General features: G+C 42.5%; 26 protein-coding genes. 15 read left to right on the top strand and 11 right to left on the bottom strand.

The window, feature by feature from the left end:
• Window positions 1-29: 29 nt before the first annotated feature.
• Window positions 30-1,046, bottom strand: a complete 1,017-nt coding sequence (gene galE / locus C8N29_RS12545) for a UDP-glucose 4-epimerase GalE (protein ID WP_476726622.1) — start codon at window positions 1,044-1,046, stop codon at window positions 30-32.
• Window positions 1,047-1,155: 109 nt separating this feature from the next.
• Window positions 1,156-2,646 carry a glycerol kinase GlpK gene (gene glpK, locus C8N29_RS12540; RefSeq protein ID WP_107866408.1) on the bottom strand — a complete coding sequence of 497 codons (1,491 nt, stop codon included), beginning with the start codon at window positions 2,644-2,646 and terminating at the stop codon, window positions 1,156-1,158.
• Window positions 2,647-2,840: 194 nt separating this feature from the next.
• Between glpK and tusD the strand changes: the two genes are divergently transcribed.
• The 13 genes from tusD to C8N29_RS12475 all read left to right on the top strand — a co-directional run bounded on the left by tusD (window position 2,841) and on the right by C8N29_RS12475 (window position 14,996).
• Window positions 2,841-3,230, top strand: a complete 390-nt coding sequence (gene tusD, locus C8N29_RS12535; protein ID WP_107866407.1) for a sulfurtransferase complex subunit TusD — start codon at window positions 2,841-2,843, stop codon at window positions 3,228-3,230.
• Window positions 3,199-3,585, top strand: a complete 387-nt coding sequence (locus C8N29_RS12530; RefSeq protein WP_107866406.1) for a DsrE family protein — start codon at window positions 3,199-3,201, stop codon at window positions 3,583-3,585. Before tusD ends, C8N29_RS12530 begins: the two co-directional genes overlap by 32 nt.
• The gene (locus C8N29_RS12525; RefSeq protein WP_107866405.1) at window positions 3,586-3,864 is read left to right on the top strand and encodes a DsrH/TusB family sulfur metabolism protein; all 279 of its coding nucleotides are present in this window, start codon (window positions 3,586-3,588) and stop codon (window positions 3,862-3,864) included.
• Complete coding sequence (locus tag C8N29_RS12520) at window positions 3,839-4,168, top strand: TusE/DsrC/DsvC family sulfur relay protein (RefSeq protein ID WP_107866404.1); 330 nt, start codon at window positions 3,839-3,841, stop codon at window positions 4,166-4,168. The genes C8N29_RS12525 and C8N29_RS12520 overlap by 26 nt, the downstream gene beginning before the upstream one ends.
• Before the next feature lie 44 nt (window positions 4,169-4,212).
• Window positions 4,213-5,268 (top strand): glycosyl transferase family protein, encoded by a 1,056-nt coding sequence (locus C8N29_RS12515; protein ID WP_420836666.1) that lies wholly within the window; start codon window positions 4,213-4,215, stop codon window positions 5,266-5,268.
• Between the two features lie 400 nt (window positions 5,269-5,668).
• Window positions 5,669-6,856 carry a CaiB/BaiF CoA transferase family protein gene (locus C8N29_RS12510; protein WP_420836668.1) on the top strand — a complete coding sequence of 396 codons (1,188 nt, stop codon included), beginning with the start codon at window positions 5,669-5,671 and terminating at the stop codon, window positions 6,854-6,856.
• A gap of 191 nt (window positions 6,857-7,047) precedes the next feature.
• Window positions 7,048-7,968 (top strand): acyltransferase, encoded by a 921-nt coding sequence (locus C8N29_RS12505; RefSeq protein WP_107866401.1) that lies wholly within the window; start codon window positions 7,048-7,050, stop codon window positions 7,966-7,968.
• A gap of 142 nt (window positions 7,969-8,110) precedes the next feature.
• Window positions 8,111-10,780: a DUF349 domain-containing protein gene (locus tag C8N29_RS12500; protein WP_107866400.1), complete on the top strand. Its 2,670-nt coding sequence runs from the start codon at window positions 8,111-8,113 to the stop codon at window positions 10,778-10,780.
• Between the two features lie 215 nt (window positions 10,781-10,995).
• Window positions 10,996-12,051 carry an ion transporter gene (locus tag C8N29_RS12495; protein ID WP_146164467.1) on the top strand — a complete coding sequence of 352 codons (1,056 nt, stop codon included), beginning with the start codon at window positions 10,996-10,998 and terminating at the stop codon, window positions 12,049-12,051.
• A gap of 334 nt (window positions 12,052-12,385) precedes the next feature.
• Window positions 12,386-13,090: a septum site-determining protein MinC gene (minC, locus tag C8N29_RS12490; RefSeq protein ID WP_170106980.1), complete on the top strand. Its 705-nt coding sequence runs from the start codon at window positions 12,386-12,388 to the stop codon at window positions 13,088-13,090.
• Window positions 13,091-13,437: 347 nt separating this feature from the next.
• Complete coding sequence (gene minD, locus C8N29_RS12485; protein ID WP_107866397.1) at window positions 13,438-14,247, top strand: septum site-determining protein MinD; 810 nt, start codon at window positions 13,438-13,440, stop codon at window positions 14,245-14,247.
• A 3-nt stretch (window positions 14,248-14,250) separates the two neighbouring features.
• Entirely contained in the window at window positions 14,251-14,529 is a 279-nt protein-coding gene (minE, locus tag C8N29_RS12480; protein WP_239987165.1) for a cell division topological specificity factor MinE, read from the top strand.
• Between the two features lie 179 nt (window positions 14,530-14,708).
• Window positions 14,709-14,996, top strand: coding sequence for a PA4642 family protein (locus tag C8N29_RS12475; protein ID WP_107866396.1), 288 nt, complete (start codon window positions 14,709-14,711; stop codon window positions 14,994-14,996).
• A 57-nt stretch (window positions 14,997-15,053) separates the two neighbouring features.
• On the opposite strand, the gene gspM is transcribed toward C8N29_RS12475, so the two are convergent.
• The 9 genes from gspM to gspE form a co-directional block, all read right to left on the bottom strand.
• On the bottom strand, window positions 15,054-15,503 hold the full coding sequence (gene gspM, locus C8N29_RS12470; protein ID WP_107866395.1) for a type II secretion system protein GspM: 450 nt from the start codon (window positions 15,501-15,503) through the stop codon (window positions 15,054-15,056).
• A 1-nt stretch (window position 15,504) separates the two neighbouring features.
• Window positions 15,505-16,689, bottom strand: coding sequence for a type II secretion system protein GspL (gene gspL / locus C8N29_RS12465; protein ID WP_107866394.1), 1,185 nt, complete (start codon window positions 16,687-16,689; stop codon window positions 15,505-15,507).
• Complete coding sequence (gene gspK / locus C8N29_RS12460; RefSeq protein ID WP_107866393.1) at window positions 16,689-17,693, bottom strand: type II secretion system minor pseudopilin GspK; 1,005 nt, start codon at window positions 17,691-17,693, stop codon at window positions 16,689-16,691. Before gspK ends, gspL begins: the two co-directional genes overlap by 1 nt.
• Window positions 17,677-18,309, bottom strand: coding sequence for a type II secretion system minor pseudopilin GspJ (gene gspJ / locus C8N29_RS12455; RefSeq protein ID WP_107866392.1), 633 nt, complete (start codon window positions 18,307-18,309; stop codon window positions 17,677-17,679). Before gspJ ends, gspK begins: the two co-directional genes overlap by 17 nt.
• Window positions 18,306-18,716, bottom strand: a complete 411-nt coding sequence (gene gspI / locus C8N29_RS12450) for a type II secretion system minor pseudopilin GspI (RefSeq protein ID WP_107866391.1) — start codon at window positions 18,714-18,716, stop codon at window positions 18,306-18,308. The genes gspJ and gspI overlap by 4 nt, the downstream gene beginning before the upstream one ends.
• The gene (gene gspH / locus C8N29_RS12445) at window positions 18,697-19,224 is read right to left on the bottom strand and encodes a type II secretion system minor pseudopilin GspH (RefSeq protein ID WP_170106979.1); all 528 of its coding nucleotides are present in this window, start codon (window positions 19,222-19,224) and stop codon (window positions 18,697-18,699) included. Before gspH ends, gspI begins: the two co-directional genes overlap by 20 nt.
• Before the next feature lie 27 nt (window positions 19,225-19,251).
• Entirely contained in the window at window positions 19,252-19,665 is a 414-nt protein-coding gene (gene gspG / locus C8N29_RS12440) for a type II secretion system major pseudopilin GspG (protein WP_107866389.1), read from the bottom strand.
• A gap of 113 nt (window positions 19,666-19,778) precedes the next feature.
• Window positions 19,779-20,999 carry a type II secretion system inner membrane protein GspF gene (gene gspF / locus C8N29_RS12435; RefSeq protein ID WP_107866388.1) on the bottom strand — a complete coding sequence of 407 codons (1,221 nt, stop codon included), beginning with the start codon at window positions 20,997-20,999 and terminating at the stop codon, window positions 19,779-19,781.
• A 2-nt stretch (window positions 21,000-21,001) separates the two neighbouring features.
• Complete coding sequence (gene gspE / locus C8N29_RS12430; protein WP_107866387.1) at window positions 21,002-22,477, bottom strand: type II secretion system ATPase GspE; 1,476 nt, start codon at window positions 22,475-22,477, stop codon at window positions 21,002-21,004.
• Between the two features lie 407 nt (window positions 22,478-22,884).
• Here gspE and C8N29_RS12425 point away from each other — a divergent pair, with 407 nt between their 5' ends.
• Both C8N29_RS12425 and C8N29_RS12420 read left to right on the top strand, forming a co-directional pair.
• Window positions 22,885-23,667 carry a hypothetical protein gene (locus C8N29_RS12425; RefSeq protein ID WP_107866386.1) on the top strand — a complete coding sequence of 261 codons (783 nt, stop codon included), beginning with the start codon at window positions 22,885-22,887 and terminating at the stop codon, window positions 23,665-23,667.
• 5 nt (window positions 23,668-23,672) lie between these two features.
• Window positions 23,673-24,530, top strand: coding sequence for a mechanosensitive ion channel family protein (locus C8N29_RS12420; protein WP_107866385.1), 858 nt, complete (start codon window positions 23,673-23,675; stop codon window positions 24,528-24,530).
• Window positions 24,531-24,563: the final 33 nt, after the last annotated feature.

The following is a 24,563-nucleotide window of genomic DNA, read 5'->3' as shown; positions in this document are numbered from 1 at the left end:
GGCGACTATTATAGTCGCCTTTGCATGTTTTAGTTGCTATATCCATTAGGATTTTGTGATTGCCAACGCCAAACGTCTTCACACATCGTATGTTGGTCATACTCTGCCTGCCATCCTAATTTAGATAAGGCAAATTCAGGATTCGCATAACAAGCAGCCACATCGCCCGCACGTCTTGGTGCCATTTCATATTTAATGGTCTTTTGTGTTGCCTGTTCCATCGCTTTTAACATGTCTAACACGGAGTAACCAATGCCAGTTCCTAAGTTCACAATGATAATTTCTTGATTTTTTTCTAAATAGTTCAGTGCTTTAACATGGCCTTTAACTAAATCTACCACATGAATATAATCTCTAACGCCCGTTCCGTCATGGGTAGGATAATCATCACCAAATACTTGCAATGCAGCCCGTCTTCCTGTGGCAACTTGGGCAATATAGGGCATTAAATTATTAGGAATACCATTGGGGTCTTCACCAATACGCCCACTTTTATGCGCACCCGTAGGATTAAAGTATCGCAAAATTGCAATACGCCATAGCGGATTAGAGCGATGCAAATCGTTTAATATCCCCTCGATGACGAGTTTTGTTGCACCATATGGATTTGTCGTTTTCAATGGAAAATCTTCGGTGATTGGTACCGTGTGTGGGTCTCCATATACCGTCGCTGAGGAGCTAAAGACAATACTATAAACCCCTGCTTTGGCCATTGCCTCAAATAGAACCAAAGAGCCATTGACATTATTATCATAGTACATCAGTGGTTTTTGCACAGACTCACCTACTGCCTTAAGTCCTGCAAAATGTACAACAGAATCAATAGAATATTGAGAAAAAATACGGTCTAAGAGTGCAGAGTCTCGAATATCACCTTGGATAAACTCGAAATCTCTACCTGCTAACTCTTTAACTCTAGAAATGACTTCTATTTTGCTATTACTTAGATTATCTAAAACAAGTACATCGTAGCCTGCCGCCATAAATTCTACAACAGCATGAGAGCCTATGTAACCTGCTCCACCAGTGATTAAAATCATGTTAATGCCTATTAGGGAGTGTATAAAATATCATGTATATATTATAGTCTTAAGGTAACAAAAACTTAAATGGGCTTTTTGTAGTGTCTTCTAGAAGACAAGCCCATTCCAAGTATTAGACGGTTTTATAGGTCACGCGTTGTACGGCATCTAACCAACCCGTATACATTTGCTCGCGTTTGTCTAGTGCCATTTTCGGACTAAATTCTCGTTGGCAATGCCATAATTCAGTAATCGCATCGAGTGATGCAAATTTACCCACATACAAACCTGCTAACCAAGCCGCTCCTAATGCGGTTGTTTCTGTGACCGTGGGTCTGGCCACACGACAACCTACAATATCCGACAAGGCTTGCATTAACCAGTTATTTACGGCCATGCCACCATCAACACGTAAAGTCTGTAACTTACCTGCGCCATCTTTTTTCATAGCTTCCATCAAGTCGCGGGTTTGAAAACAGACAGCCTCTAAACCAGCAATCACAATTTCGCCAATGCCTGTATCACGGGTTAAGCCAAAAATCGCACCTCTCGCATGCGGGTCCCAATAAGGAGCACCTAAGCCTGTAAAAGCTGGGACTAGGTATACCCCGCGACTATCCATCGTTTCTTCAGCAATCGCTTCTGTGTCGCCTGCTTGTTTAATGAGTTGTATGCCATCTCTCAACCACTGTACGGCCGCTCCTGCCACAAAAATACTGCCCTCTAAGGCATAAGTTACTTTGCCATTTAAACGATAACCCACCGTTGTTAATAAGCGATGTGTTGAGCTGATGGCTTCGTCGCCTGTATTCATGACCATAAAACATCCCGTTCCATAGGTACTTTTTACCATCCCCTCCTTAAAACAAGCCTGACCAATCAATGCGGCTTGTTGGTCGCCTGCTACGCCACCAATTTGAATAGGAGCACCAAAATGCTTAGTTAAGGTTTGACCAAAGTCACTAGCAGAGTCCAATACTTCAGGCAATAAACTGGCGGGAATATGAAATAAAGACAATAACTCTTCATCCCATTGCTGATTATGAATATTGAAAATCAGAGTGCGTGCGGCATTGGTGGCATCGGTTGCATGTTTTTTACCGCCTGTCAGCTGCCAAATGAGCCAGCTATCAATCGTACCAAATGCCAACTCCCCACGCTCTGCACGGGCTCTCGCGCCAGCGACATTATCCAATAACCATGCAATTTTACTGGCCGAAAAATAGGGGTCTAGTAATAATCCCGTTTTTTGTTGTACACGGACTTCATGGCCTTTATTTTTGAGTTTGAGGCAACTGTCTGCTGTACGACGGTCTTGCCATACAATCGCGCGATGAATGGGTTTACCAGTTTTTCTATCCCAAATAACGGTTGTTTCGCGTTGATTTGTAATCCCAATAGCTGCAATTTGTTGTGCTGTAATGCCACTTTGTTGCAGGGCTTCTCGGCAAACGGCTAAAGAAGCTTCTGCAATCTCTTCAGCATCATGCTCTACCCAACCATCGGCAGGAAAATATTGTTTGAGTTCACGTTGAGCACGGGCAAGCGGCTGTCCTTGTAAATTAAAAATAATGGCACGTGTACTGGTTGTACCTTGATCTAAGCTCAATAAATAAGGTTGCATGTGATAATCTCGTCTCCAGTTTGCTGTTCCAGTGCAATGGCTAAGGTCTGCATTTTTCATTTTGATGATAGCAGCTCATCTTAATATTTATTGTATCGTTGATAAGGCTCTGTTAATAAACAAATGATGCCAATATAATCATAAATGACATACCGTGCCTATCCATACACCGCATCACTATTGAACTTAAGTTTATGACCTTTGTCTTGTTAATTACCGCCCCTCACACACATTCTAATGCGTGGCACGCCTATTATTTTGCAGAAACTGCCTTACGACAAGGACATTCGTTACACCTCTTTTTTTATAGTGACGGGGTGCGCGTGGCAAATCGACTCAATTACTACCCACAAGGCGAACAGAATTTGGCTGAGTGCTGGCAAACGCTAAAACAACAATACGCACTTTCGCTCTCTGTTTGTATCACGGCCAGTCTCAAACATGGCCTCAGTGATGTAGATAATAGCCATCGGCATCATTTGTTAGGAGATAATTTACATCCTGCCTTTGAATTGGTCGGTTTGGGCACCTTAACTGATGTGATGTTGCAAAGTGACCGACTTATTAGCTTTATTGGGGCATAATGTGGCTATTTTATATATTCAGCATCGCAGCCCCTATGCCAATTTACAAAGCCAAGAGACCTTAGACGCTTTATTGGTGATGGCTGCTTTTGGTCAATTAACACGGGTCTTATTTCAGGGCGACGGCGTATGGCAATTAGTCGGTGAACATCATGGCCATGCTTTTGCACGTACTGCCATCAGTGCGCAATTACAAGCCTTAGATTTATACGAGGTCGACGAGATATTTGTTGACGCCCAGAGTTTAGCCTCTAGACAATTAACCTTGGACGATTTAACCCGCCCTGTTCAGCTCATCGCCTCCGAACAAATCGCTACTTTTATTAGCCAACACGCTATGGTGGTTCGATTATAAATGTCTACGCTACATATTATTAATACAACTCTCCCCGTTGAAAGCGAATTATATCAACAGCTTATGGTGAGTTTATGTGCAGAAGATGCCTTACTCTTTTTGAATGCAGGTATTTATAGTGCATCACTTATCAGTGAGCGTATTGCGCAATCCTGTTATATTTTAGAGAGTGACCAGCAACTCACAGGACTTATGCGTATTGGTCAATGTCATCTCATTGATTATACTGGATTTGTTGAGTTGGGAATACAGCATGAACGTAGTATCAGTTGGGGTTGAGCTAGATGCCGATGGCTATTTATGCCATTTACAAGATTGGACACCTGACATTGCCAACCTACTGGCAGCAACACAAGGTCTCACCTTAGAAGAAGCGCATTGGGAAGTGATTGCAGCGATACGGCTGTTTTATACCCAATATCAACGCTCACCCACGACGCGCGTCCTGTTAAAATTTTTAGCACAACAACTGGGTGCAGAAAAAGGAAGCAGTATATATGTCATGCGTTTGTTTGGTGATGGCACCCCTGCCAAGACCATCGCCCGACTTGCAGGATTACCTAAACCGACCAATTGCATCTAAAGCGGCATTCGCTTTATCGACATAGAGAAGATGATGAGATGGTAATGAAAAATATTTATCGGGATAGTGAGCATCCCTTTGCACAATATGTGCGTATTGTCGGTAAAGGCAAACACGGCAGCCGTTCATTGACACAAGCTGAAGCCGAAGACGCATTTGGTATGATTCTGCGTGGAGAAGTGTTAGAAACACAACTGGGGGCATTTTTAATGTTGCTCAGAGTCAAGGAAGAAACCTGCGAAGAATTAGCAGGTTTTGTACAAGCCACACGTACGTGGCTCAAAGCGCCTGCTATTCATGTGGATTTAGATTGGTCATCTTATGCGGGCAAGCGTAAACATTATCCTTGGTTTTTATTAGCAGCACTGGTTTTGGCCGAAAATGGCCTACGGGTGTTTATGCATGGCGCGAGTGGCCATACCCTAAACCGCCTATATACCGAAGATGTCTTACCTGTTTTAGGCCACAGTTTATGTCGGACATGGGACGAGGTGGCTTATCGTTTAGAGCGGCATCATTTTGCGTATTTATCGCTAGATGCTTACTGTCCTCCCTTAGGCCATATTATTCAACTACGAAATATTTTAGGTCTACGCTCTCCTGTTCATACGCTCGCCCGTTTAATCAATCCATTAAATGCTCGCTGTTCTTTACAAGCCATTTTTCACCCTGCTTATCGTGAATCGCATCAATTAGCCGCACAGTTGTTAGGCTATCAAAACACGATGGTTATCAAAGGTGAAGGGGGTGAGTTTGAACGGAATCCAGATGGACGTTGCTTGGTCAAAGGCATCAAACAAGGTGAACTTTACGACTTGGAATGGCCTATGATGTTTGAAGAGCGTCACATGGCCGAAGACAATTTTAGTTTAGATAGCTTCTTGGCCGTGTGGCGTGGCGAACAAAATCATCAATATGGCGAAGCGGCTGTTGTCGGCACCTTAGCATTAGCTTTAATCGGTTTACAACACACACATGACCCCGAAACGGCCTTAAGCACCGCTCAACAATGGTGGCAACAACGAAAATCAGCCAAAAAATACAAATCGGGCGAGCAAATGGATTTATTTTCAGACTATCGTTACCCCGCCACCTCATGATATGTCGCAGCCACCTTACATAAGACTGATGTTGGTTTCGACCAACCTCAGCAATGCTATTCTGTGGCTCACATACGGCACTAAATGTCTTTAATACCTCAATAATACCGTTTTAACTCATCAACCGTCGATGCATACCAAACTCAGCCGCACAAGACTTTAGCTATTTAGGACTTACGAGTTTATCGCTTATTTGCTCACTAAATAATCGTTTTCAACAATTTTTAGCTCACAAAACGCGCTAATTTCGGCGAAATGCGTAAGTCCTATATTTTTTAATCTGCGGCACAAACATGCTTTACCGCTGTTTCTACAAAAAAGTCATTGCAAACTTTTTGGACAAACGTACAATAAATAAAACCAAGCGTTTGCTTGTTCTCATCACAATAATTTGGGAGTAATTATGACTGCATTGACTGGCTTAAAAGTCTTGGACTTTTCGGGTTTATTGCCTGCCCCCTTTGGTACTCGTATTTTAGCTGACCTTGGAGCAGACGTACTCAGAGTTGAAGCTCCCACGCGTCCCGACATGGTGAGAGTCATGCCGCCTTTTGATAACAATGGTCTATCTGCGGCACACGGAGCTTTAAATCGTAATAAACAAAGCATTGCTATTGACCTTAAAACCCCTGAAGGCATTGAGATTATTAAAGCACTGGTCAAAGACTACGATATCGTTGTAGAGCAATTTCGCCCTAATGTCATGACACGTTTAGGCATCGGTTATGAGCAATTAAAAGCGATTAACCCAAAACTTATTTACTGCGCGGTAACAGGCTATGGTCAAGATGGTGTTTATAAAAACCGAGCGGGGCATGACTTAAACTATTTGGCTATTGCGGGTGTTTTAGATTATACAGGTCGCGCCAATGCAGGTCCTGTGCCGTTACCTATTCAAGCCGCTGATGTCACAGGCGGTATGTATGCGGTGATTGGTATTTTATCGGCAGTGATTCATCGTCAACACACAGGCCAAGGGCAATTTGTCGATATTTCTTTAACTGACGCGGCATTTAGTCTACAAGCGCTCACCGCTCCCCCCGCGTTGATGGCAAATATACAACCTAAACCCGAAACAGACACCTTAAATGGGGGCACATTTTATGACTGCTATCAAACAGCAGATGGTCGTTATTTAAGTATTGCAGGCTTAGAGCCACAATTTTTTATGGCGTTTGCACAAAGCATTCACCGCCCCGATTTAATTCCCTTATCCATTCGTCAAGACGAAGAAGCCGTTACTATCGTCAAAACGGCAATACGCGAAGCCATCATCACGAAAACTTTTGCCGAATGGCAGGCTATTTTTGCGCCAATTGAAGCGTGTGTTGAACCTGTTTTATCGTTTGCTGAAGCCTGCGAACACCCACAATTGCAAGCACGACAAATGGTTGTCAATGTACCTAATGGTTATGGACAACAGCAAAAACAAATCGCCACCCCGATTGTATTAAGTGAATCTCCTGCGAGATATGAGATGGCAGGCTGTCAGCTTGGCGCTCATACGCAAGAAATTTTAAGTAAATACGGTTTTACTCAACAACAAATCAAAGATTGGCAACAAAAAGGCATTATTGTCGCTGAGTAACTCGTTACTGCTCAATAAATGGACTATTTTGCGCTAAATATAGTCCTCACTCACAACAAGGTTGCAGTACACACTGCAACCCCCTAACATTGTTTGCTTTTAATCTGCGACATGAACTCTTGATAATCAAGAGCCAAAGCTAAAACTATCAAATTGATTGTTGACGTGCTAAGTACAGTTTAGGAGCTATAATGGAACCCGATTTACCCAAAAAAATCATTGGCAGCTCTCGTTTAGCCATTTTAATTGCGAGTACGGTTGTCCATTCGGCAGCTATTATGTCGCAATACCCACTCAAATTAGTGCTTCCTAAGCCGCTATACAATCGTTTTACACATCCACTGATTTTTAAGTTTGCCGAGCATTGGACAAAAGTCAACAATCTGTTTATTGAACACTTACCCGACATCGAATTAGACATTCAATTGCCTGAAGATATTCGTTACGACGGTAATTATTTTATTATTGCCAACCATCAAACATGGGTGGATATTGTCGTTCTTCAGTATGTGTTTTATCGCAAAACCACGTTTATTCGCTTCTTTACTAAACAAGAGTTGGCCTATTTGCCTTTTTTAGGGCAAGCCTTATATGTGATGGATTTTCCATACATGAAGCGCTACTCCAAAGAGTTATTGGCAAAACATCCGCATTTACAAGGCAAAGACCTCGAAACAACCCGCGAATCTTGCGCTAAGATTCAGGAAAACCCCTACGCTATCCTAAACTTTTTGGAAGGGACTCGTTTTACGTCGCATAAACACCAACAACAGCAATCACCTTATCGCCATTTACTCAAACCTAAATCGGGCGGTATGGCCTTTGCGCTGAGAGCCTTAGGCAGCGACATCAAAGAATTGGTAGACGTGACCGTGTATTACCCTGAAGGTGCGCCGCGTTTTATTGATTTTTGGTCAGGCAAAACCAAAACCATTAAAGTATCGGCCAAATTACGTCCTATTCCGCCAGAATTTACCCAAGGCGATTATGAACATGACACTGCGTTTCGTGAACGCTTTCAAACATGGATAAATCAGTTATGGCAAGAAAAGGATACATTATTAGCAACTTGGCACGCAGAAATTAACAAAAAAACCGACACACATGAATGAGCGTGTGTGTCTAGTTCCTTTATAATGCTCCACAAAGATAGAGATTGCAGCTCACCCATTCGGCAATACTCGATACTTCCCCTCAAAACAACATGCGCTTTGATAGTGTGACTATCAATGATTTAAGGAATGAGATTGACTCATGGCTATTACTGATATTTTCAAATCATGGTTTAACAAAGAAAATAAAACAAAAACAGCGACTCCTGCTAGCACTGGCTCAGCACCTAAGGTAGACACGTCTACAAAAGTACCTGCCCCTAACGTAGATGATGTTCATCGAGCAGAAGGTCAATCCTTAGTCGATATAGTTTTTAATTCTTCGCAACTATCCATTAGTTTAATTGCCTTAAATAAAATCGAAAGCCAGCAACAATTAGCGGATATCGTCATCAAACACACGATTGCCAAAGTACGTTTAGAAGCCGCACAACGCTTGCATGATTTAGCGGTGATTGCAGATACCGCAGAAAAAATTAAACAGAGTGATAAAGGCGCGTATCGCATCTTACGCAAAAAAATAGACGATAGTGCCAATCAAGAAAAAGCCATTGAACAGCATTTACAACTTTTAGAAAAACTGTGTCAAGACGTCGATAGCCTACATCGTCAAACCAGCAACCCACTCTTTGCCGCTAAACTACAAAGTCTACAACAACAATGGCAACAAGCCAGCAAAATGCAAGCCTGTCCCGATGCCTTACAACAGCGTTTTGACCAAGCTGTACTCAGTTTACAAAAAATTGTGACCCAGCAACAACACGAAAAAGCAGCGATTGAACACGCACAACAGACTCAACACGCGACCTTACAAGCACTCCATGACTTACGTACTCAAAGTTTAGCACTCGATACACTGAATGACGGTGTTTCTATGGGGGCTTCATTAGAAAAACTGCAACAACAGTGGCAACAAACGCTTGATGTTCATAGCCCCGACCTTGTATTACAAAATGAAGTCCATGCGCTTTTTAAGCAATTAAACCAACTCAATCAACTGATTGAACAAAGTCTCAAACAACTGAGTGAATTATCAGCCTTAGTTGAACGTGTGATTGCTCAACCTGATGATTTTGATAGCAGCCAATCCTTAAAAGAGCTCATAAAAACGCTACAATTACATAAGCATACGCAATTGCCTGCGTTTTTTCAGCGTTTACAAGCCATTTTAATCCAAGTTGAAAAGCGACACCGTGTTGCCCCTACGCAAGAAATTAAAGCGACTGCCAAACCACCCAAACCCGAAGCCAAAGACTTTCCTGAATTTCAACAATTAATCACACAAATCAGTCAAGCCATTGCAGAAGGTAATAGTCGTCAAGCCAGCCAATACCTAAAATCGGCACAACAACTGGCTAAAACACATAAGTTACACGAACCACGACTGGTTCAATGGGCACAAGAACTGCAACAACTGAAAGATTGGGCAGAATTTGCTATTTTGCCCAAAAAAGAAGAGCTAGTCGCCAAGATGCGTCAGTTAGCAGAACACTTAGAGGCAGAGGGTTTAAGTCGTTTAGATGAAATTAAAGCGCTGCAAGCCGAATGGCAAGCCGTTGGCATGGTTAATAATGAGGCCGAAAAAGCCTTATGGCAACAATTCAAAGACCTGAGTCAACAAGCCTATGCGCCTTGCCAACAGTATTTTGACCAACAAAAAGCCATTCAAGAGCAAAATGCCATTAACAGAGAGGCATTATGTGTAGAGCTTGAACAATATTTAGCCCAAATGCCCGATGTCGTTCATTGGCCAACGCATTTGTCTATTATTAAAAAAGCACGCGAAGACTGGCAAATACATCATCCTGTCGACAGCAAAGTTCATAAAAAGCTGCTGACGCGTTTTAACGACGTCATGCAGGGTCTTGAAAAAAAACTACAAGATGAATATGCGCTACAGGCCAATCGTAAACAAGCCTTAATTAAAGAAGCCAGCCATTTGCTCGAACTCAGCTCCGTGCGCGATGCCTGCCAAAAAGCCAAAGAATTACAACAAACATGGAAAGGCTTAGGTAGTTGCGGCCATGCTAAAGACCAAAAACTGTGGGAAGAATTTCGTCAACAGTGTGACGCCGTTTTTGCCAAACGCGAAGAAGAAAAACAAGCCCGTCAGCAGCAAGAACAAGCCAATATTGAGCGCAGCAAACAGCTTTTAGAAAATTTAGCCGTATTGGTTGATTTAGAGCATATTGAGGAGCGTCAACAACAATTTGATGCCTTAGTACAAGAACTACAATCACTGTCGTTACCCAAAGAAACTTATCAAGATACACGGCAACAATTAACGCAAATTAAGCAACAATGGCAACAAAAAATAGACTCTCAAGCCTATGAAGCCAAAGCAAGTCAACGGCAAGCCATTTTAGATGCCTTAAATTTATGTTTTAGTGCCGAAAATGCCGTATTGGCAGGAAAAGCCATTTCTATTGAGCAGCATCAGGCCGCGCGTCAACAACTGAATGTGCCTAACTTTTTTAACAGCGCACTCAACAAACGCTGGCAATCGATGGCGCAACTCAAAGGCGATAATCCTCAAGAACATGCGCAACTGTTTCAAGAAAACTGTTTAGTGTTAGAGTTATTACTGGATTTACCCAGTCCTTACACAGATAACGAAACACGAACTGCGAAAAAAATGCAGTTATTCCAACAACAAAGCTACCCCAAAACGGCAGAAGAAAAGCAAAATATGGTTCAGCAATTATTGGTACAACTGGTTTCCTACTCTCAACTCAGTCCTGATGAACAAGCGCAAGCCATGACGCGGCTGAGTGCGATTTTGGCACATCCCAGTCTTAATGCGTTGCTATAAAACACCTTAAATTTGGGTGATTTCTCCTTGTTTATACAGAGAAATTACCCATTTTCATACGCACACGTTTTTATCACATCAACATTGCTAGACAATCTTTTCATTGTATTCTCTTATATTCGTTACTATGGCAAATAAAGGCCTAAGCTGCATAGACTCGTTTATTTTATGTCAACTTAATCTTCTGAATTAACCTTATAGGAGTCATGATTGCCATGCTCATTAATTGGCAAGCCCTCAAAAAGCACAAACAAGAAGCCCCATTGTTAGTAATTGATATCTTTGTCTTGGGTTTAATTACTCTCAATCTAATATTATTACTCATAGACACCCTGCTCATGTACACAGGCTTTGGTTTGTTATTTTCTGAGTGGCATCCTGATTTTTACCAGCATTATCAACAACACTGGCACAAAAAAATCACTATTTATGACTCCATTTTCACGATTTTTTTATTAGTAGAACTTGGTCTACGTTGGTTATTGGCTATTTATAGAAAAACCTATCATCGTTGGTTTTTTTATCCTTTTATTCATTGGTATGACGTTTTAGCGTGTTTACCTGGTTTGCAGTTTTTGCGCCTGTTACGGTTAGTATCCGTATTTTATCGTTTACATACACTTGGCATTATTGTGGTAGGAACGCGTCTCATCAAAACTGCACAAAAATATTATGGCATTGTCATTGAAGAGATTTCTGACCGTATTGTGCTAAATGTGCTTGATGGTGTACAAAAAGAATTGCGTAGTAACAACCCTGTCATGAGTGACTTACGCGCCAACGTGTTAGTCCCACATAAAGCAATTATTAGTCGTTGGCTAGCCAATCGTATTGGCGCATTTACCACGCGTGCCTATCAACAACACGAACAAGAACTTGCTCATTATTTAACACAGACCATTGAACACACCCTTCGCCATAATAGTGAATGGCGACAGATGAAACGCCGCTTACCCCTGATTGGCAATATGATTGAAAGTGAGGTGCAACAACTGCTGAGTAGCCTCGTCAATGATTTAACGCGTAATATGTTACAAGACCTTAGCCAAACCGATAATGCCGCACTGAAAGACCTTGCAGATGCTGCTTTTGACACTTTTACTCTATCGGATGCTGAAATGGATCATGCTATCGAGTCGATTATGGTAGAAGCCATCGAATTGATAAAATCCCAAGTCGCCATTCAACAATGGAAAATTGATGAACAGCAGGAGATAGAAAATCCGATTGACGCTAAACTTAATACCGATAAAACCCAACCCCTGCCTTAACAACCATTGCACTCAATGAGAGTAGATGCCCTATTATTGCGCAAATACTCTCCTGTCAATAAGTGCTACCCCCCCATAATAGATATTTAATTTTTCAAGAACGGCTGCCAAGCGCTTGCCGAATAGCGTAAAATCAAGCCATTGGCAGACTGGGTTCCTTGCATGCCTTGCTATATAAAAAATGGCGCATTTGTTGCAACTGAGTCTCTCATTGGCATGACATATAAATCGCTAATCGAATTAGCATATACCCCAATGACTAGGTCAATAGTCTAAAATTACTCGCTTATCCTTGTTGGCAATCTAGCTATAACTGTATTTAAGAATTATGCAAATGGAAGAAACCAAAGCCTTACGTCTGATGGGACGTGTATTAACCTTATCTCGTTTACGAGTTCAATCCACCAATCCACAAGAGATTGTTGAAGAACTCACCAAACTGACCTTAGAAAATCCGATGTTAAAACAGGGCTTACCTGTCATTATTGAATCTGTCGACCTGATTGATTTGAGCTGGCTCGTTAAAACCTTGCGTAAGACAGGTATTCAAGTCTTGGGCGTATCTGACGGTATTTTGACGGAGCAAGCGCTACTCCTCAACTTACCTGTGATGCCTCCTGACCATACCCAAAGTGTCAGCCGACCAAGAACCGCATCAACCAACCAAAGTACAACACCAAGCAATACTCCTGCCCCCCCCAATCTACCAGCCAAACTCATCACAGACCCTGTCCGTTCTGGTCAACAAGTCTACGCAGAAAATAGTGACTTAATTGTATTGGCACCTGTGAGTTCTGGCGCAGAGTTGATTGCAGATGGTTGTATTCACGTTTATGGTACCTTACGCGGACGCGCTATTGCAGGCGCAACAGGCAATCCGAATGCACGTATTTTTTGCCGACGCTTTGAAGCCGACCTTGTTGCAATTGCCGGTGTTTATATGGTTGCAGACCAAATTCCTAGCAATTTACGCGGTAAAGCGACCCAGATTCGTCTTTCAGATGACAGCAATCTAGCCATTGAATTGTTAGAACCGTAACCTTGAATGCCGTGTTAGGTTTGTTTTTAGTTATTGTGTTAAGGCTAATACCCTCAAGGAATGGCATTTAGTGACATTAAATTCTAGTATAGATGCGCCTTTTTGTCAGATAAATTGATTTTTTTTTTACATTTATGTACATAATGTGTCATTATCAACTGTAAATTTGCTGGATACTTCATATTCAGTCAAGCCTTTATAATGACACAATAGCAGATAGCCATCAGTTTTATAAGGTAATCCCTTATATCTGAGAGTTAGAATTGCTGCTACCAACGCATTCTTATACGTCGTGTTTGTATAAGACTGAGACTTAAGCTTGAATTTGACGCGAGGAAGATATTACCGTGGCCAAAATAATTGTCGTTACCTCTGGTAAAGGTGGTGTTGGTAAAACAACGACGAGTGCCTCTTTTGCAACTGGTCTTGCTATGCGTGGCCATAAAACCGTTGTAATTGATTTTGACGTCGGTTTACGTAATCTAGATTTGATTATGGGTTGTGAACGCCGAGTTGTTTTTGACTTCGTTAATGTCATTCATGGGGAAGCCAAATTACAACAGGCATTAATTAAAGATAAAACCTACGAAAATTTATATATCTTAGCTGCATCGCAAACCCGTGATAAAGACGCTTTAACACAAGACGGTGTAGAACGCGTCTTAAATGAATTAAAGCAAGAGTTTGAATATATTATTTGTGACTCCCCTGCAGGTATCGAAAAAGGCGCACATTTAGCGATGTACTTTGCCGATGAAGCCTTAGTTGTCACTAACCCTGAAGTTTCCTCTGTACGTGACTCCGACCGCGTTTTAGGCTTATTGGCCAGTAAAACTCAAAAAGTTGAACAAGGTAAAGGTCGTCTTAAAGAGCATCTTGTATTAACACGTTATAATCCTAATCGTGTGGTCAAACAAGAAATGATGTCTGTTGAGGATATCAAAGAAATTTTAGCAATTCCTTTACTAGGGGTTGTCCCTGAATCTGCGGCCGTGTTGACTTCTTCTAATGGTGGTGTCCCTGTCATTAGTGACAAAAATAGCGAAGCAGGCTTAGCGTATGACGACCTCGTGGCACGTTTCTTGGGAGAAGAACGCCCACATCGTTTCTTAAACCCAGAAAAGAAAGGATTGCTCGCTTGGCTATTAGGGGGCTAAATCATGATGGATTGGCGCAAAATTTTTGGCAGTGATAAAAAAAATAATACTGCCTCAACCGCTAAAGAGCGTTTAATGGTGGTCGTTGCACATCAACGCGAAGGACGTGGTGGTAGTGCAGCCCCCTATCTTCCGCAATTACGCGAAGAGATTTTGGCTGTGGTTCGTAAATATGTCTCTGTACCCGATACTTCTGTACAAGTACAGGTACAACAAAAAGACGGACTTGAAGTGATTGAAATGGACATCACACTGCCCGAAGATAAACGTCTTAGCTTATAGTTCCGCCCTTGCCTGCAAGAAAATCTAAGGCTACGTCTTGACGTGGCCTTTTTTCCTACCTAAAGTCTCGCACTAAACGACTACCATCAACACAGAGCATCCTAAAAAGTTGTTTAGCTCCTGTTAAGTGCAGTAGAAAGTTCTGTTTATTGATACTTTTTGATACATGAGAGTGAATTATGGCCTTAACACAGCCCGCAAAATTTGGCGAAGAATGGAACGATGAACGGGTAAAATCCTACTTAAATCGTCAACCACCCTTGGGAGAAAATGCTGACTTTCACGTCTTGTATAATGCCTATAAGCATATGCGGGCCAACGACTTTGAACGTTTCTTAGTCTATTTTTTAGCAGAAGGTCGTGATTTACATGCCGTCAATACCGAAGGTAAGTCAATTGTAGATTTAGCCAAAGAGCACCCAAACTCCGCAGAGTTTGTCACAGTACTGACAGCGACTTTCAACTAACTGAGCGAAACGGCCTCTATCTGACTTTGGTAAAAAGCAAAGTCAGATTAAATAAAACTAACGCCCAAACACTAAACGAACCGATAAGCCTTTGCTATTTTGCTCAAAATGTACTTCTTGAGCGTTAATGCCTTGTTGACTTAAGGAGTGTAACCAATTCGCCACCTTGGCAAACTCCGCATTTTCTAACCAGACACGAACACTATCACCATCAGGTTCAAACCGCTGCATAGTAATACCTGTAACGCCTGCACTCGCACTCACTGTATCTAATACCGAGCCGCCATTTATACTCGCCCCACCCGCCAACAGCGGCATACTGGCTTGTAACCATGTATAGAGCTCTTTTTCTTGCTCTGCTTGTTGCTGTGCTTTATCGGCAGCGCGATGTAATTTTAGGACAGCTAAACCAACACAAGAAATCACCACAAAAATCGCTAGCACTATCACGGCTACACGGTCACGGGGGCTTAACTTGGCCAAGTAATCTTCTAATATCGCAGGCATATTAACTACTCTCACTAATACGTAAACGACCCCGAATGCCTGTACCTTGACTATTGGCACTTAAGGTTTCCGCCACTAAGCCTTGTGCATTTAACTGCTGGCGCAATTTATCTAACTCGGTCAAGTTCGCGGCATCCACTTCCAGTAATAAACCGTTACTATCAAAATCTATACGTTGTGTTTGCCATTGTTGCGTATTTAAGACTTCGCCAACTCGTGTTGCAATCGGCATAAAACCTTGTCCCATTTGTTGACGCTCTGCCAAATGACTTTCAATTTGGCGTTTCAAATTGACAATACGCTGTTCTTGCGGAAAAAGACTTTGATAAAGCTGAATACTTTGTGTTTTGGTCTGCTGTGCCACTTTTTTGAAATGCCATAAACGGGCACTGTCGTATGCTAATTGTGTTGCAAAGGCAATCCCTACAAAAATAGCCGCATAACGCCAATAACCCGATAAAGAGGAAGCCGTTTTTACTGTAAATTTACCTGTCAGCAAATTAAATGCATGTTTCGCATTCAATTGTTGAAATTCTTGTGTCCAGTTGACCGCAGGTACTACATCAATAGTCAAGTCTTGTTTCGCACTTAACCACGCTTGTACATCACTTGGGACATCACCGTATACACTCACACGCTGCGTCGGATACTCCTGCCAAGCACTATTTAATAACACAATTGCTGCCGTTGCCTCCAACCGCAAGCCCAAATGTGGATTGATACGCAACCAACAGTCGGAATTATCGACCAGCAGCGACCAACTATGTTCTTGGCTTGGTACCATAAAAATATCAGGAATTGCGGCAACAAGTTGGCATTGACTTGCCGTAAATGGCTCCAACAAACTTTGCAATGTTTGCTGTTGAATACCCACAATCACGGCTTGTTCATCGTTCAATGGACGACAAACACAGTGCAGTTGCTCAACAGGGCTTAAAGTCTGGTCTTCGAGCAATAAAGCCATATCTGAGGGTTGTAATTGCTTGAGTTGTTGGCGCGTGATATGGACAACAGAGAATAGACACAATGATGTCGGGACGAGTACCGTCACCGCGACATTAGCTAAACCTGCGCTCATAAGCGCTTCTAAGTCTGCTTCGCTCAATGCCTTGAGAGTCTGCTCATGGCGAGACCAGCCCTGCCACAAGCCACCTAAGGTTGGAATACGAATAAATAGATTGTCCATTAGGGCGTGTCTTTAATATGAGATTTTTGTTGAGTGACTGTTTGCCATTGCTGACTCCAATCACGGCTAATTGTACGAATGGTTGAGCTATCATCACGCGCAATGGTCACACTGAGGACGCGACGCTTTAAGTCTATTTCAGCTTCGGCAAGAACACGAAAATATTGTGTACGCACGCCCAACATTTTAGTCATATTTTGTTTTTCATCGGCGCTGATATTGCTAAATATAGGATTTGCCAAAAACAACTCGACCGACCCAAAGCCTTCTTTAGGACGGGTATTCACCAATTCTTTTGCCATATTTAATGTTAAATTATCAGCACTTGCAACCAAGACCTCTGCCGAAGCAGTATTGATATTTATCGTGGTAAACGTGGGCAATGCGGTAATATGCGGTTGCAGTTTGGCAACAATTTCTGGCGTATAACCCCGCAACAATAATAACTCTGAGGTACTCACCAGAGCATGATTTGCCGTACGGTAAGCAGGCTTAAGGCGTAAATACCAATCTTCCTCGGCACCATCGCCATCATAAGGTAAATTATCAGGGTCTAACCAATCTACGAGTGGGGAAGCCAATGCCGGAGAGATGTCTAAAGAGGCTAATAAACGCATATACATCGTTAGCGCAGCCGTGTTGAGTTGCCCTTCTTGCCACAAGTTGTTGAGGTTAAATTTTGCTTGTAAATCGTCTATTTGCGCCAATACATAGCCCCCTTCCACAGGAAAAGGCGGCACGCGTTTTGCCCAATTTTCGTTCAATGCATCTTGTGGATTGGTTTTATTTTGGTCGTTATCTTTGTCTTCTTGAATAATCGATTTGGCAAATGATTCTGCACCCAAGGTATATAGGTAGGCTTGGTCTTGACTAAACACACTACTTGAACGCCTTAAAAAACTCTGCTGACTTTTTACCATTGCCACAGCCAAAATCGTTGCCATCGCCACCACTAATAATACCGTAAGTAAGGCAACACCTCGTTGTTTAAGAGGGATTCGCATTTTTTTCCTCAATAGCCAAAGGCACACGAAAAAAACGTCGAATTTCTCCCCAAGGCTTGACCTTTAATACCAATTCTACACCCCTAGGCATGACAGTGAGATTATCTTGGCTATTAGTTTGGCTTAAAGGCGGCCATTCTGCACCGAGTCCACCTGTTGCCGCATAGGCTCTAAATTGAATGGACTCTACATTTTTTAGAATCACAATTGGGACTGGCTTTTCGCTACGGTCACGGTCTATATGTCGCCATGTAGCACGCATCAACTCACCTTTTGCATTTAACCCATACTGTACACGTTGTAATTCACTGCGAGTTTGTTCTAAGGGATTAGGATAGCCCATACGTGTCAGTTCTAAACTATTATTTTGCAACACAAGTGCTGCCACATTATCACCAAACTCATTACGCACAGGTCTAGCCACCGCTTGGGAAATGTCACGGTTCAGTACCGTCATCGCACGCTGTAAGTCTTGTAAAGCCGTATCATGGACTTTGGCTACATCACGGGTTTGAATGGTACTGGCTAATAAACGATAACTACCTATACCCAAAATGGCAAATATGGCTATCGCGACCAATAATTCTAACAGCGTAAAACCACGGTGCGGCTTCATGGCTCTGACCCCATCACTTGGACATTAGGCTGCTCGATAAAACCAGTTAACACCGTGATAGGGACTAAGGCTTCGGTAAAATCTTTAGGCGCGATACCCACACTGACATCTATACGTCGCACACGTGCGACAGGGGTACTTTGAGTTTTGATGACAATTTTCCAATCGCGGCCAGCCATACTGACTTTACCGGTTTGCTCCCCCAAATTCGGCCAATCTTGATTGGCCTGCATTTCACTGACCATATTTAACGCAACCCAATGGGCAAAGGTTTTTTCTTCCAAACGCTGACTTAAACGTAATTGCGATTCGCTAACCCGCATCAAGGCAATCGCTGCCACCGAAAACACGGCCAACGCTACCAATACTTCAAGTAAGGTGAAGCCCTTATTGCGTTTGCTGTTCATTGGAGTCGGTACTTAATTGAATAAAGCCTAACTCATTCAGTATAAGGCTTTGTTTAGAGCCATCTTCCGCACTGAGTTCCAACTCAACAGCCGAGGTCTCACCACTCGATAATAATAAAATTTGCGGTTGCAATACGTCTTTTTTACTGTCTTTAGCAAGGCTCATTTTTTTCGTGTTATCTTGCTTATTGATATGAATGCTAAGACTACTGGGCAATTCATAATCGACTAATAAGCTATTCGTTGAGGGTAGCCATTGACGCGTCTTTTCGTCAAAACTTAAAAAACGATAGCCCGTTTCTTCTATTAATACGCCAATCTGTTCGTTATCGCTGATTGACTCATCAATGGCCAGTGCCAGTATATCGGCAAGCCGTTCTGTTTCATTAGCAACCAACCGCGAAGAGTCATTAGGCGTGGCAGCCAATAAAACAATACCACTGACAATACCAATGAGTAGCACGACTAACAGTACTTCTATCAAGGTAAAGCCACGCGATGTCGTCATATCTATTATCATTTAATAGGTTGCGCTTTATTTGTAATAAATATCCGCATTATCTTCTTCACCACCTTCTTGACCATCAGAGCCAAACGAGTACAAATCATAGGCTTTACCAGCGCTACCAGGCGCAACATATTGAATAGGGTTATCCCACGGGTCGTTAGGAATACTTTTTAAGTACCCTCCTGGTGGAAAACTTTTGGCAGAAGCGGGTTTATTGACTAAAGCCTCTAGACCTTCTTGTGTTGTAGGGTATTTATGGTTATCCAAACGATACATCTCTAAAGCATTCGCGACATTCGATAAACTAGTCTGAGCTAAAGTACGGCGTGCTTGTTCATCTTTACCCACCACACTGGGCACAATCACGGCCGCCAAAATCCCTAAAATCACGACAACAACCATGACTTCAATTAAGGTAAAACCTTTCATACTTGCTTGCATAACAACCTCAAACTTTTGGTGTTAGACCACTAAGCTCTGTTGACGTTTAGATTGTGGTTAAGAAAGACACAAAAATATCAACAGCTCCTATAGGTTAAATTTCTGACTATTCATTAATGGACTAAATTATTCATACTGACGATAGGTAACATAATCGCTAATACAATAATTAACACAACACCTGCCATGACTAATAACATCAAGGGTTCAAACAACCCAACCATCGTCGTAATCAATGCCGACAACTCTCTATCTTGCATTTGTGCAGCGCGGGCTAACATTTCGTCCAGCTCGCCACCTGCTTCACCACTTCGCAACATTTGAATCATCATCGGGGGGAAATAACGACTTTTTTCTAAGGTATGGCTCATACTGCCACCTTCGGTGACTTTTAAGGCCGTATCTAAAATCGCATCTCGAATATACCAATTATTGGCGACGGCTGCCGCAATATATAAACCCTCTACTAACGGTACCCCACTACGACTCAATATGCTGAGTGTACTAGCAAAACGAGCGGCATTGGCTCCTTTGACAATCCGTCTAACTAAAGGCACACGCAGTACAAAGCCATCTAAGGCATAACGACCTTTATCTGTTTTGAGTGTTTTACTTGCCATCCATGCTAAAAAAACCAGTAAAACCAATAAATAAGGACCAATAGTTTTGACAAAATCACTGGTTGCAATTAAAGCTCGGGTTAATAAGGGTAATTGCTGATGCGAATTACTAAATACTTTGACAATATCAGGAACAACAAAGGTCAATAACCCCACGACGATTGCCAAGGCTAAAGTCGTTAAGATGATGGGATAAATCATTGCGCCTTGAATTTGTTTTTGCGTGGTAAAACGATTTTCGGTGTAGTCCGCTAATTGTTGTAAGACTAAATCTAAATGACCCGATTTTTCACCTGCGGCAACGGTGGCTCGATATAAGTCAGGAAAGGCTTTAGGAAAAGCTGCCAAACTTTGTGCTAAAGGATAACCTTCTAACACCTTACCTCTAACCGCCAATAATAGGCTTTGGACGGCAGGTTTTTCACTTTGTTTAGCAACCGCTTTTAAGGTTTCCTCTAAGGGAATACCTGCCTGAATCAAGGTAGCGAGTTGGCGTGTCACTAAGGCTAACTCATAGGCTGTTAAGCCCTTTTTTTGCTGCCAAAAGGGAGTTTTGTCTTGTTTACTTTGCTCATTAGAAGCAGGTTCAACCGATGTGGCCAGCCATCCTTTCTCACGCAACTGCTGACGCACTTGGCGTGAGCTATCGGCTTCAAGTACGCCTTTTTGTTTTTTACCTTGTGCGTCTACGGCAATATAATCAAATGCAGGCATAGTTAACCTTCGCGTGTTGCTCTGACGACTTCTTCTAACGTGGTAATTCCTGCTAACACCTTACGAACACCATCGGCTCGGATACTCGTGCTCATAGTGCGTGCATGGGCTTCTAATTCATGCTCACCCGGATGACTATGAATGAGACGACGCATTTCATCATCAATAATGACCAACTCATAAATACCTAAACGGCCACGATACCCACTAAAATTGCACTTTTCACAGCCATGCGGACGATAAATGGTCGGCGGCTGGGTGGCTGTTACCCCTAAAAGCTGGCACTCTTCTTCATCTGCGGTGACGGCTTGTCGACAATGCACACATAACACCCGCACGAGACGTTGCGCAATGACACCTAACAAAGAGGACGCCAATAAAAATGGCTCAATACCCATATCTTGTAATCGAGTCACTGCGCCAACAGCTGTGTTAGTGTGTAAGGTAGATAATACTAAATGGCCTGTTAAGGAGGCTTGTACCGCAATTTCTGCGGTTTCCATATCACGAATTTCCCCCACCATCACAACATCAGGGTCTTGACGTAACATAGCACGTAAACCGCGAGCAAAAGTCATGTCTACTTTAGTGTTTACTTGTGTCTGCCCAATCCCTTCGAGCTGATACTCAATCGGGTCTTCTACCGTTAAAATATTACGGGAGGCGTCGTTTAATTCGGTTAGTGCGGCATATAAGGTCGTTGTTTTACCCGAACCTGTTGGCCCTGTCACCAAAATGATGCCATGCGGCTTATAAATCAATTCCCGCAAGCGTTTATGGTCGATTGCTTGTAACCCCAAATGGCCAATATCTAAACGCCCTGCTTGTTTATCTAACAAACGCATGACCACCCGTTCGCCATGATTAGAAGGCAAGGTCGATACACGCACATCGACTTCACGGCCTGCCAAACGTAATGAAATACGACCGTCTTGAGGAACACGTTTTTCGGCAATATCCAGTTTTGCCATGACTTTGATACGTGATACTAACAAAGGCGCAAGCTCACGGCGCGGCTGTACAATTTCGCGTAATACGCCGTCAACACGCATACGTACAGAGAGACGCTTTTCAAAGGCTTCTATATGTATATCCGAAGCACTCAGACGAATCGCTTCACTTAATAAAGCATTGATTAAACGGATAATCGGGGCATCATCTTCTTGTTCCATCAAGTCTTCAGTTTCAGGAACAGACTCAGCTAGACTTTCTAAGTCAGGATGGTCTTCTAGACCGTCTACTGCTTGTTGAGACTCCCCACCATCACCTTGATATGCCCCCGCTAAGCGTTGATTAAAGTCCGCTATGGATAGGGTTTCATAGGCCAATAGCGTCCCTAAACTGCGTCGAACTTCCATCAAAGTACTTAACTTAACATCATCACGCAGCAGTAAAGCCTGTTGATGGTCGGCTTGAGTCACCAACAACACACCATGACGTTTTGCAAAACTATAAGATAATTGACCCTGACGGGACATAATAAATTTCTCGTATTATGAATGATATGCCATGAAGCGCTGTATCTATACGCCCTTAGGCGTCGATTGCTAGCATAAACGGTGTCTAGGTATACCTGCATTGTACGCAGAATAATTGATTTATAATGACAGAACACCGTGTCATAAAGATGACAACAAACAGTCTACTGGATGCCTAGCAGTCACTCAATGCAGCTACGTGGCATTTTTGTGCTTTTTCGTCATATCTTAACGGGCCTTATACCTATTTGCTTATTTTTTATGACACATTCGCCCAAGCTGAGAACAAAGTCGCTAATGATTCTGTACCTCTGTGTTGCTGACGACTGTACAAAACGGAATAATGCGCTGTTTAATGATATGAAGTGTTTGTCGACTTATGAAACTATTTGCGCAAGTGAGATGTTATGTCTGAACATATCTGGTGGGGAACATATTCGTTTACTACAGAACAAGTCCGTTATTGGCAATTGGCTGGTTTTGAACTACAAGTCCGTCGCACAGCGCAAGAATGGCATATCGAAAGTCATCGGCAATCTCATCAACACGAAGATGAACAATCTTGGCACTTACAAGCACAAGCCAATATATTGCCCAGTCAAGCCCAACTACAACGCTTTTTATTTAATCAAACAGAATCCGAACTCAAACTCAGCCCGCGTATGGCTGACCGTTCTGTTGTCGTTAAACCGATTAGTCCTTTGTTAATCCCTGCCAATCAAGCAACAACCTTATTTGTCAGTACGCCTGTCTGGTTGGTGTTGAGTACGGCCAACCAACAACTACTCGATATTCCCGTGGTCAGGCCTACAGATACATGGTTTGGTGCGAGTCCTATTCGTGGAGAAATTTGTTATGCCACCAAAGTGTTTGGTCGTATCGACTTAAATCAGTTACCCATTCGTGCGTTCAGAGCCGTGACGCCTGTACATATTATGAATCACAGTAGCCAAACCATGCCCATTGAACGGATTAACATTCCTGCCCCACTTTTACCTATTTATAGTGCTTTAGATGGTCGCTTATGGACACCTACTTTAGCCGTTGAACAATCCAACTCCACACGCACCGCCAAAGTGCGTATCGACCCGCGTCTCCACAATCATGCAGGAATTGTCAAACTCTTAAATCCTGCACGTCAAGAAAACATCGAAAACTTAAGTAGCTTGTTTGAACATTTTTTTGAGTAAGGATTATGGCCACCACTGATAGTTTCTTAGACCGTCTCATCAACTTACCCGTCAGTGACAAAACGGAAGGCTTTATAATTGGCGGGATTCTTCTCGTGCTGGGGTATCTTGTCTCGCATTTAGTGACGACAGCCTTTGTCAAAACGATGAGTCAACGCCTCACCGCACATCAATTACTGGTTTGGCGACGGGCATTATTTTATTTTTTATTGTTATTATTTGCCATGTCTGCACTGCACGAAATGGGCTTCAAACTCAGTGTCTTACTGGGTGCGGCTGGCGTTTTTACTGTCGCTATTGGTTTTGCCTCACAAACATCTGCCTCGAATTTAATCAGTGGCTTATTTTTAATTGGCGAAGGTTCATTTGTCGTTGGCGATACCATTCAGGTCGGCAAAACCATTGGCGATGTGCTGTCAATCGACTTGTTATCTATCAAACTGAGAACGGCTGATAACATCTATGTACGCATTCCGAATGAGCAACTGATTAAATCGGAAGTGCTCAACTTAACACGCTTTGCTATTCGCCGTGTGCCGATTACCATTAACATTGCGTATAAAGAAGATATCAGTAAAGTCAGACGTATTTTATTGGCACTAGCGGACAAAAACCCCTTGGTTTTAGATGAGCCTAAACCGCAAGTTGTGGTACAAAACTTTGCAGAATCTGCCATTAACCTGATTTTTCATGTGTGGACTCGCAAAGAAAATTTTTTAGATATTAAAGATATGCTACAAGAAAGTATTAAACAGGCGTTTGATGACCATCATATCAGCATGCCTTTTCCACAAATTACAATAAATAGTGGCGATTTAGCCCCGTTTGCGATTAACATTCAGGCAAATAATGACCAAACATAAGACAAAGCTGAGAAACAGCTAGATACAGACTTA

The organism is Agitococcus lubricus (assembly GCF_003051055.1).
GTDB lineage: Bacteria > Pseudomonadota > Gammaproteobacteria > Pseudomonadales > Moraxellaceae > Agitococcus > Agitococcus lubricus.
This window is presented reverse-complemented; position numbering and strand designations above follow the sequence as displayed.

Bases quoted from the DNA above. Each gene is read 5' to 3' on its own strand.
- C8N29_RS12425 (WP_107866386.1), top strand. From the start codon at position 22,885: ATGTCTGAACATATCTGGTGGGGAACATATTCGTTTACTACAGAACAA.
- gspF (WP_107866388.1), bottom strand. From the start codon at position 20,999: ATGCCTGCATTTGATTATATTGCCGTAGACGCACAAGGTAAAAAACAA.
- gspG (WP_107866389.1), bottom strand. From the start codon at position 19,665: ATGCAAGCAAGTATGAAAGGTTTTACCTTAATTGAAGTCATGGTTGTT.
- tusD (WP_107866407.1), top strand. From the start codon at position 2,841: ATGACCTTTGTCTTGTTAATTACCGCCCCTCACACACATTCTAATGCG.
- gspI (WP_107866391.1), bottom strand. From the start codon at position 18,716: ATGAACAGCAAACGCAATAAGGGCTTCACCTTACTTGAAGTATTGGTA.
- C8N29_RS12505 (WP_107866401.1), top strand. From the start codon at position 7,048: ATGGAACCCGATTTACCCAAAAAAATCATTGGCAGCTCTCGTTTAGCC.
- minE (WP_239987165.1), top strand. From the start codon at position 14,251: ATGATGGATTGGCGCAAAATTTTTGGCAGTGATAAAAAAAATAATACT.
- C8N29_RS12520 (WP_107866404.1), top strand. From the start codon at position 3,839: ATGAACGTAGTATCAGTTGGGGTTGAGCTAGATGCCGATGGCTATTTA.
- C8N29_RS12515 (WP_420836666.1), top strand. From the start codon at position 4,213: ATGAAAAATATTTATCGGGATAGTGAGCATCCCTTTGCACAATATGTG.
- C8N29_RS12475 (WP_107866396.1), top strand. From the start codon at position 14,709: ATGGCCTTAACACAGCCCGCAAAATTTGGCGAAGAATGGAACGATGAA.
- gspM (WP_107866395.1), bottom strand. From the start codon at position 15,503: ATGCCTGCGATATTAGAAGATTACTTGGCCAAGTTAAGCCCCCGTGAC.
- gspJ (WP_107866392.1), bottom strand. From the start codon at position 18,309: ATGAAGCCGCACCGTGGTTTTACGCTGTTAGAATTATTGGTCGCGATA.
- C8N29_RS12420 (WP_107866385.1), top strand. From the start codon at position 23,673: ATGGCCACCACTGATAGTTTCTTAGACCGTCTCATCAACTTACCCGTC.
- C8N29_RS12495 (WP_146164467.1), top strand. From the start codon at position 10,996: ATGCTCATTAATTGGCAAGCCCTCAAAAAGCACAAACAAGAAGCCCCA.
- gspL (WP_107866394.1), bottom strand. From the start codon at position 16,689: ATGGACAATCTATTTATTCGTATTCCAACCTTAGGTGGCTTGTGGCAG.
- gspK (WP_107866393.1), bottom strand. From the start codon at position 17,693: ATGCGAATCCCTCTTAAACAACGAGGTGTTGCCTTACTTACGGTATTA.
- C8N29_RS12525 (WP_107866405.1), top strand. From the start codon at position 3,586: ATGTCTACGCTACATATTATTAATACAACTCTCCCCGTTGAAAGCGAA.
- minC (WP_170106980.1), top strand. From the start codon at position 12,386: ATGGAAGAAACCAAAGCCTTACGTCTGATGGGACGTGTATTAACCTTA.
- C8N29_RS12500 (WP_107866400.1), top strand. From the start codon at position 8,111: ATGGCTATTACTGATATTTTCAAATCATGGTTTAACAAAGAAAATAAA.
- glpK (WP_107866408.1), bottom strand. From the start codon at position 2,646: ATGCAACCTTATTTATTGAGCTTAGATCAAGGTACAACCAGTACACGT.
- gspE (WP_107866387.1), bottom strand. From the start codon at position 22,477: ATGTCCCGTCAGGGTCAATTATCTTATAGTTTTGCAAAACGTCATGGT.
- gspH (WP_170106979.1), bottom strand. From the start codon at position 19,224: ATGACGACATCGCGTGGCTTTACCTTGATAGAAGTACTGTTAGTCGTG.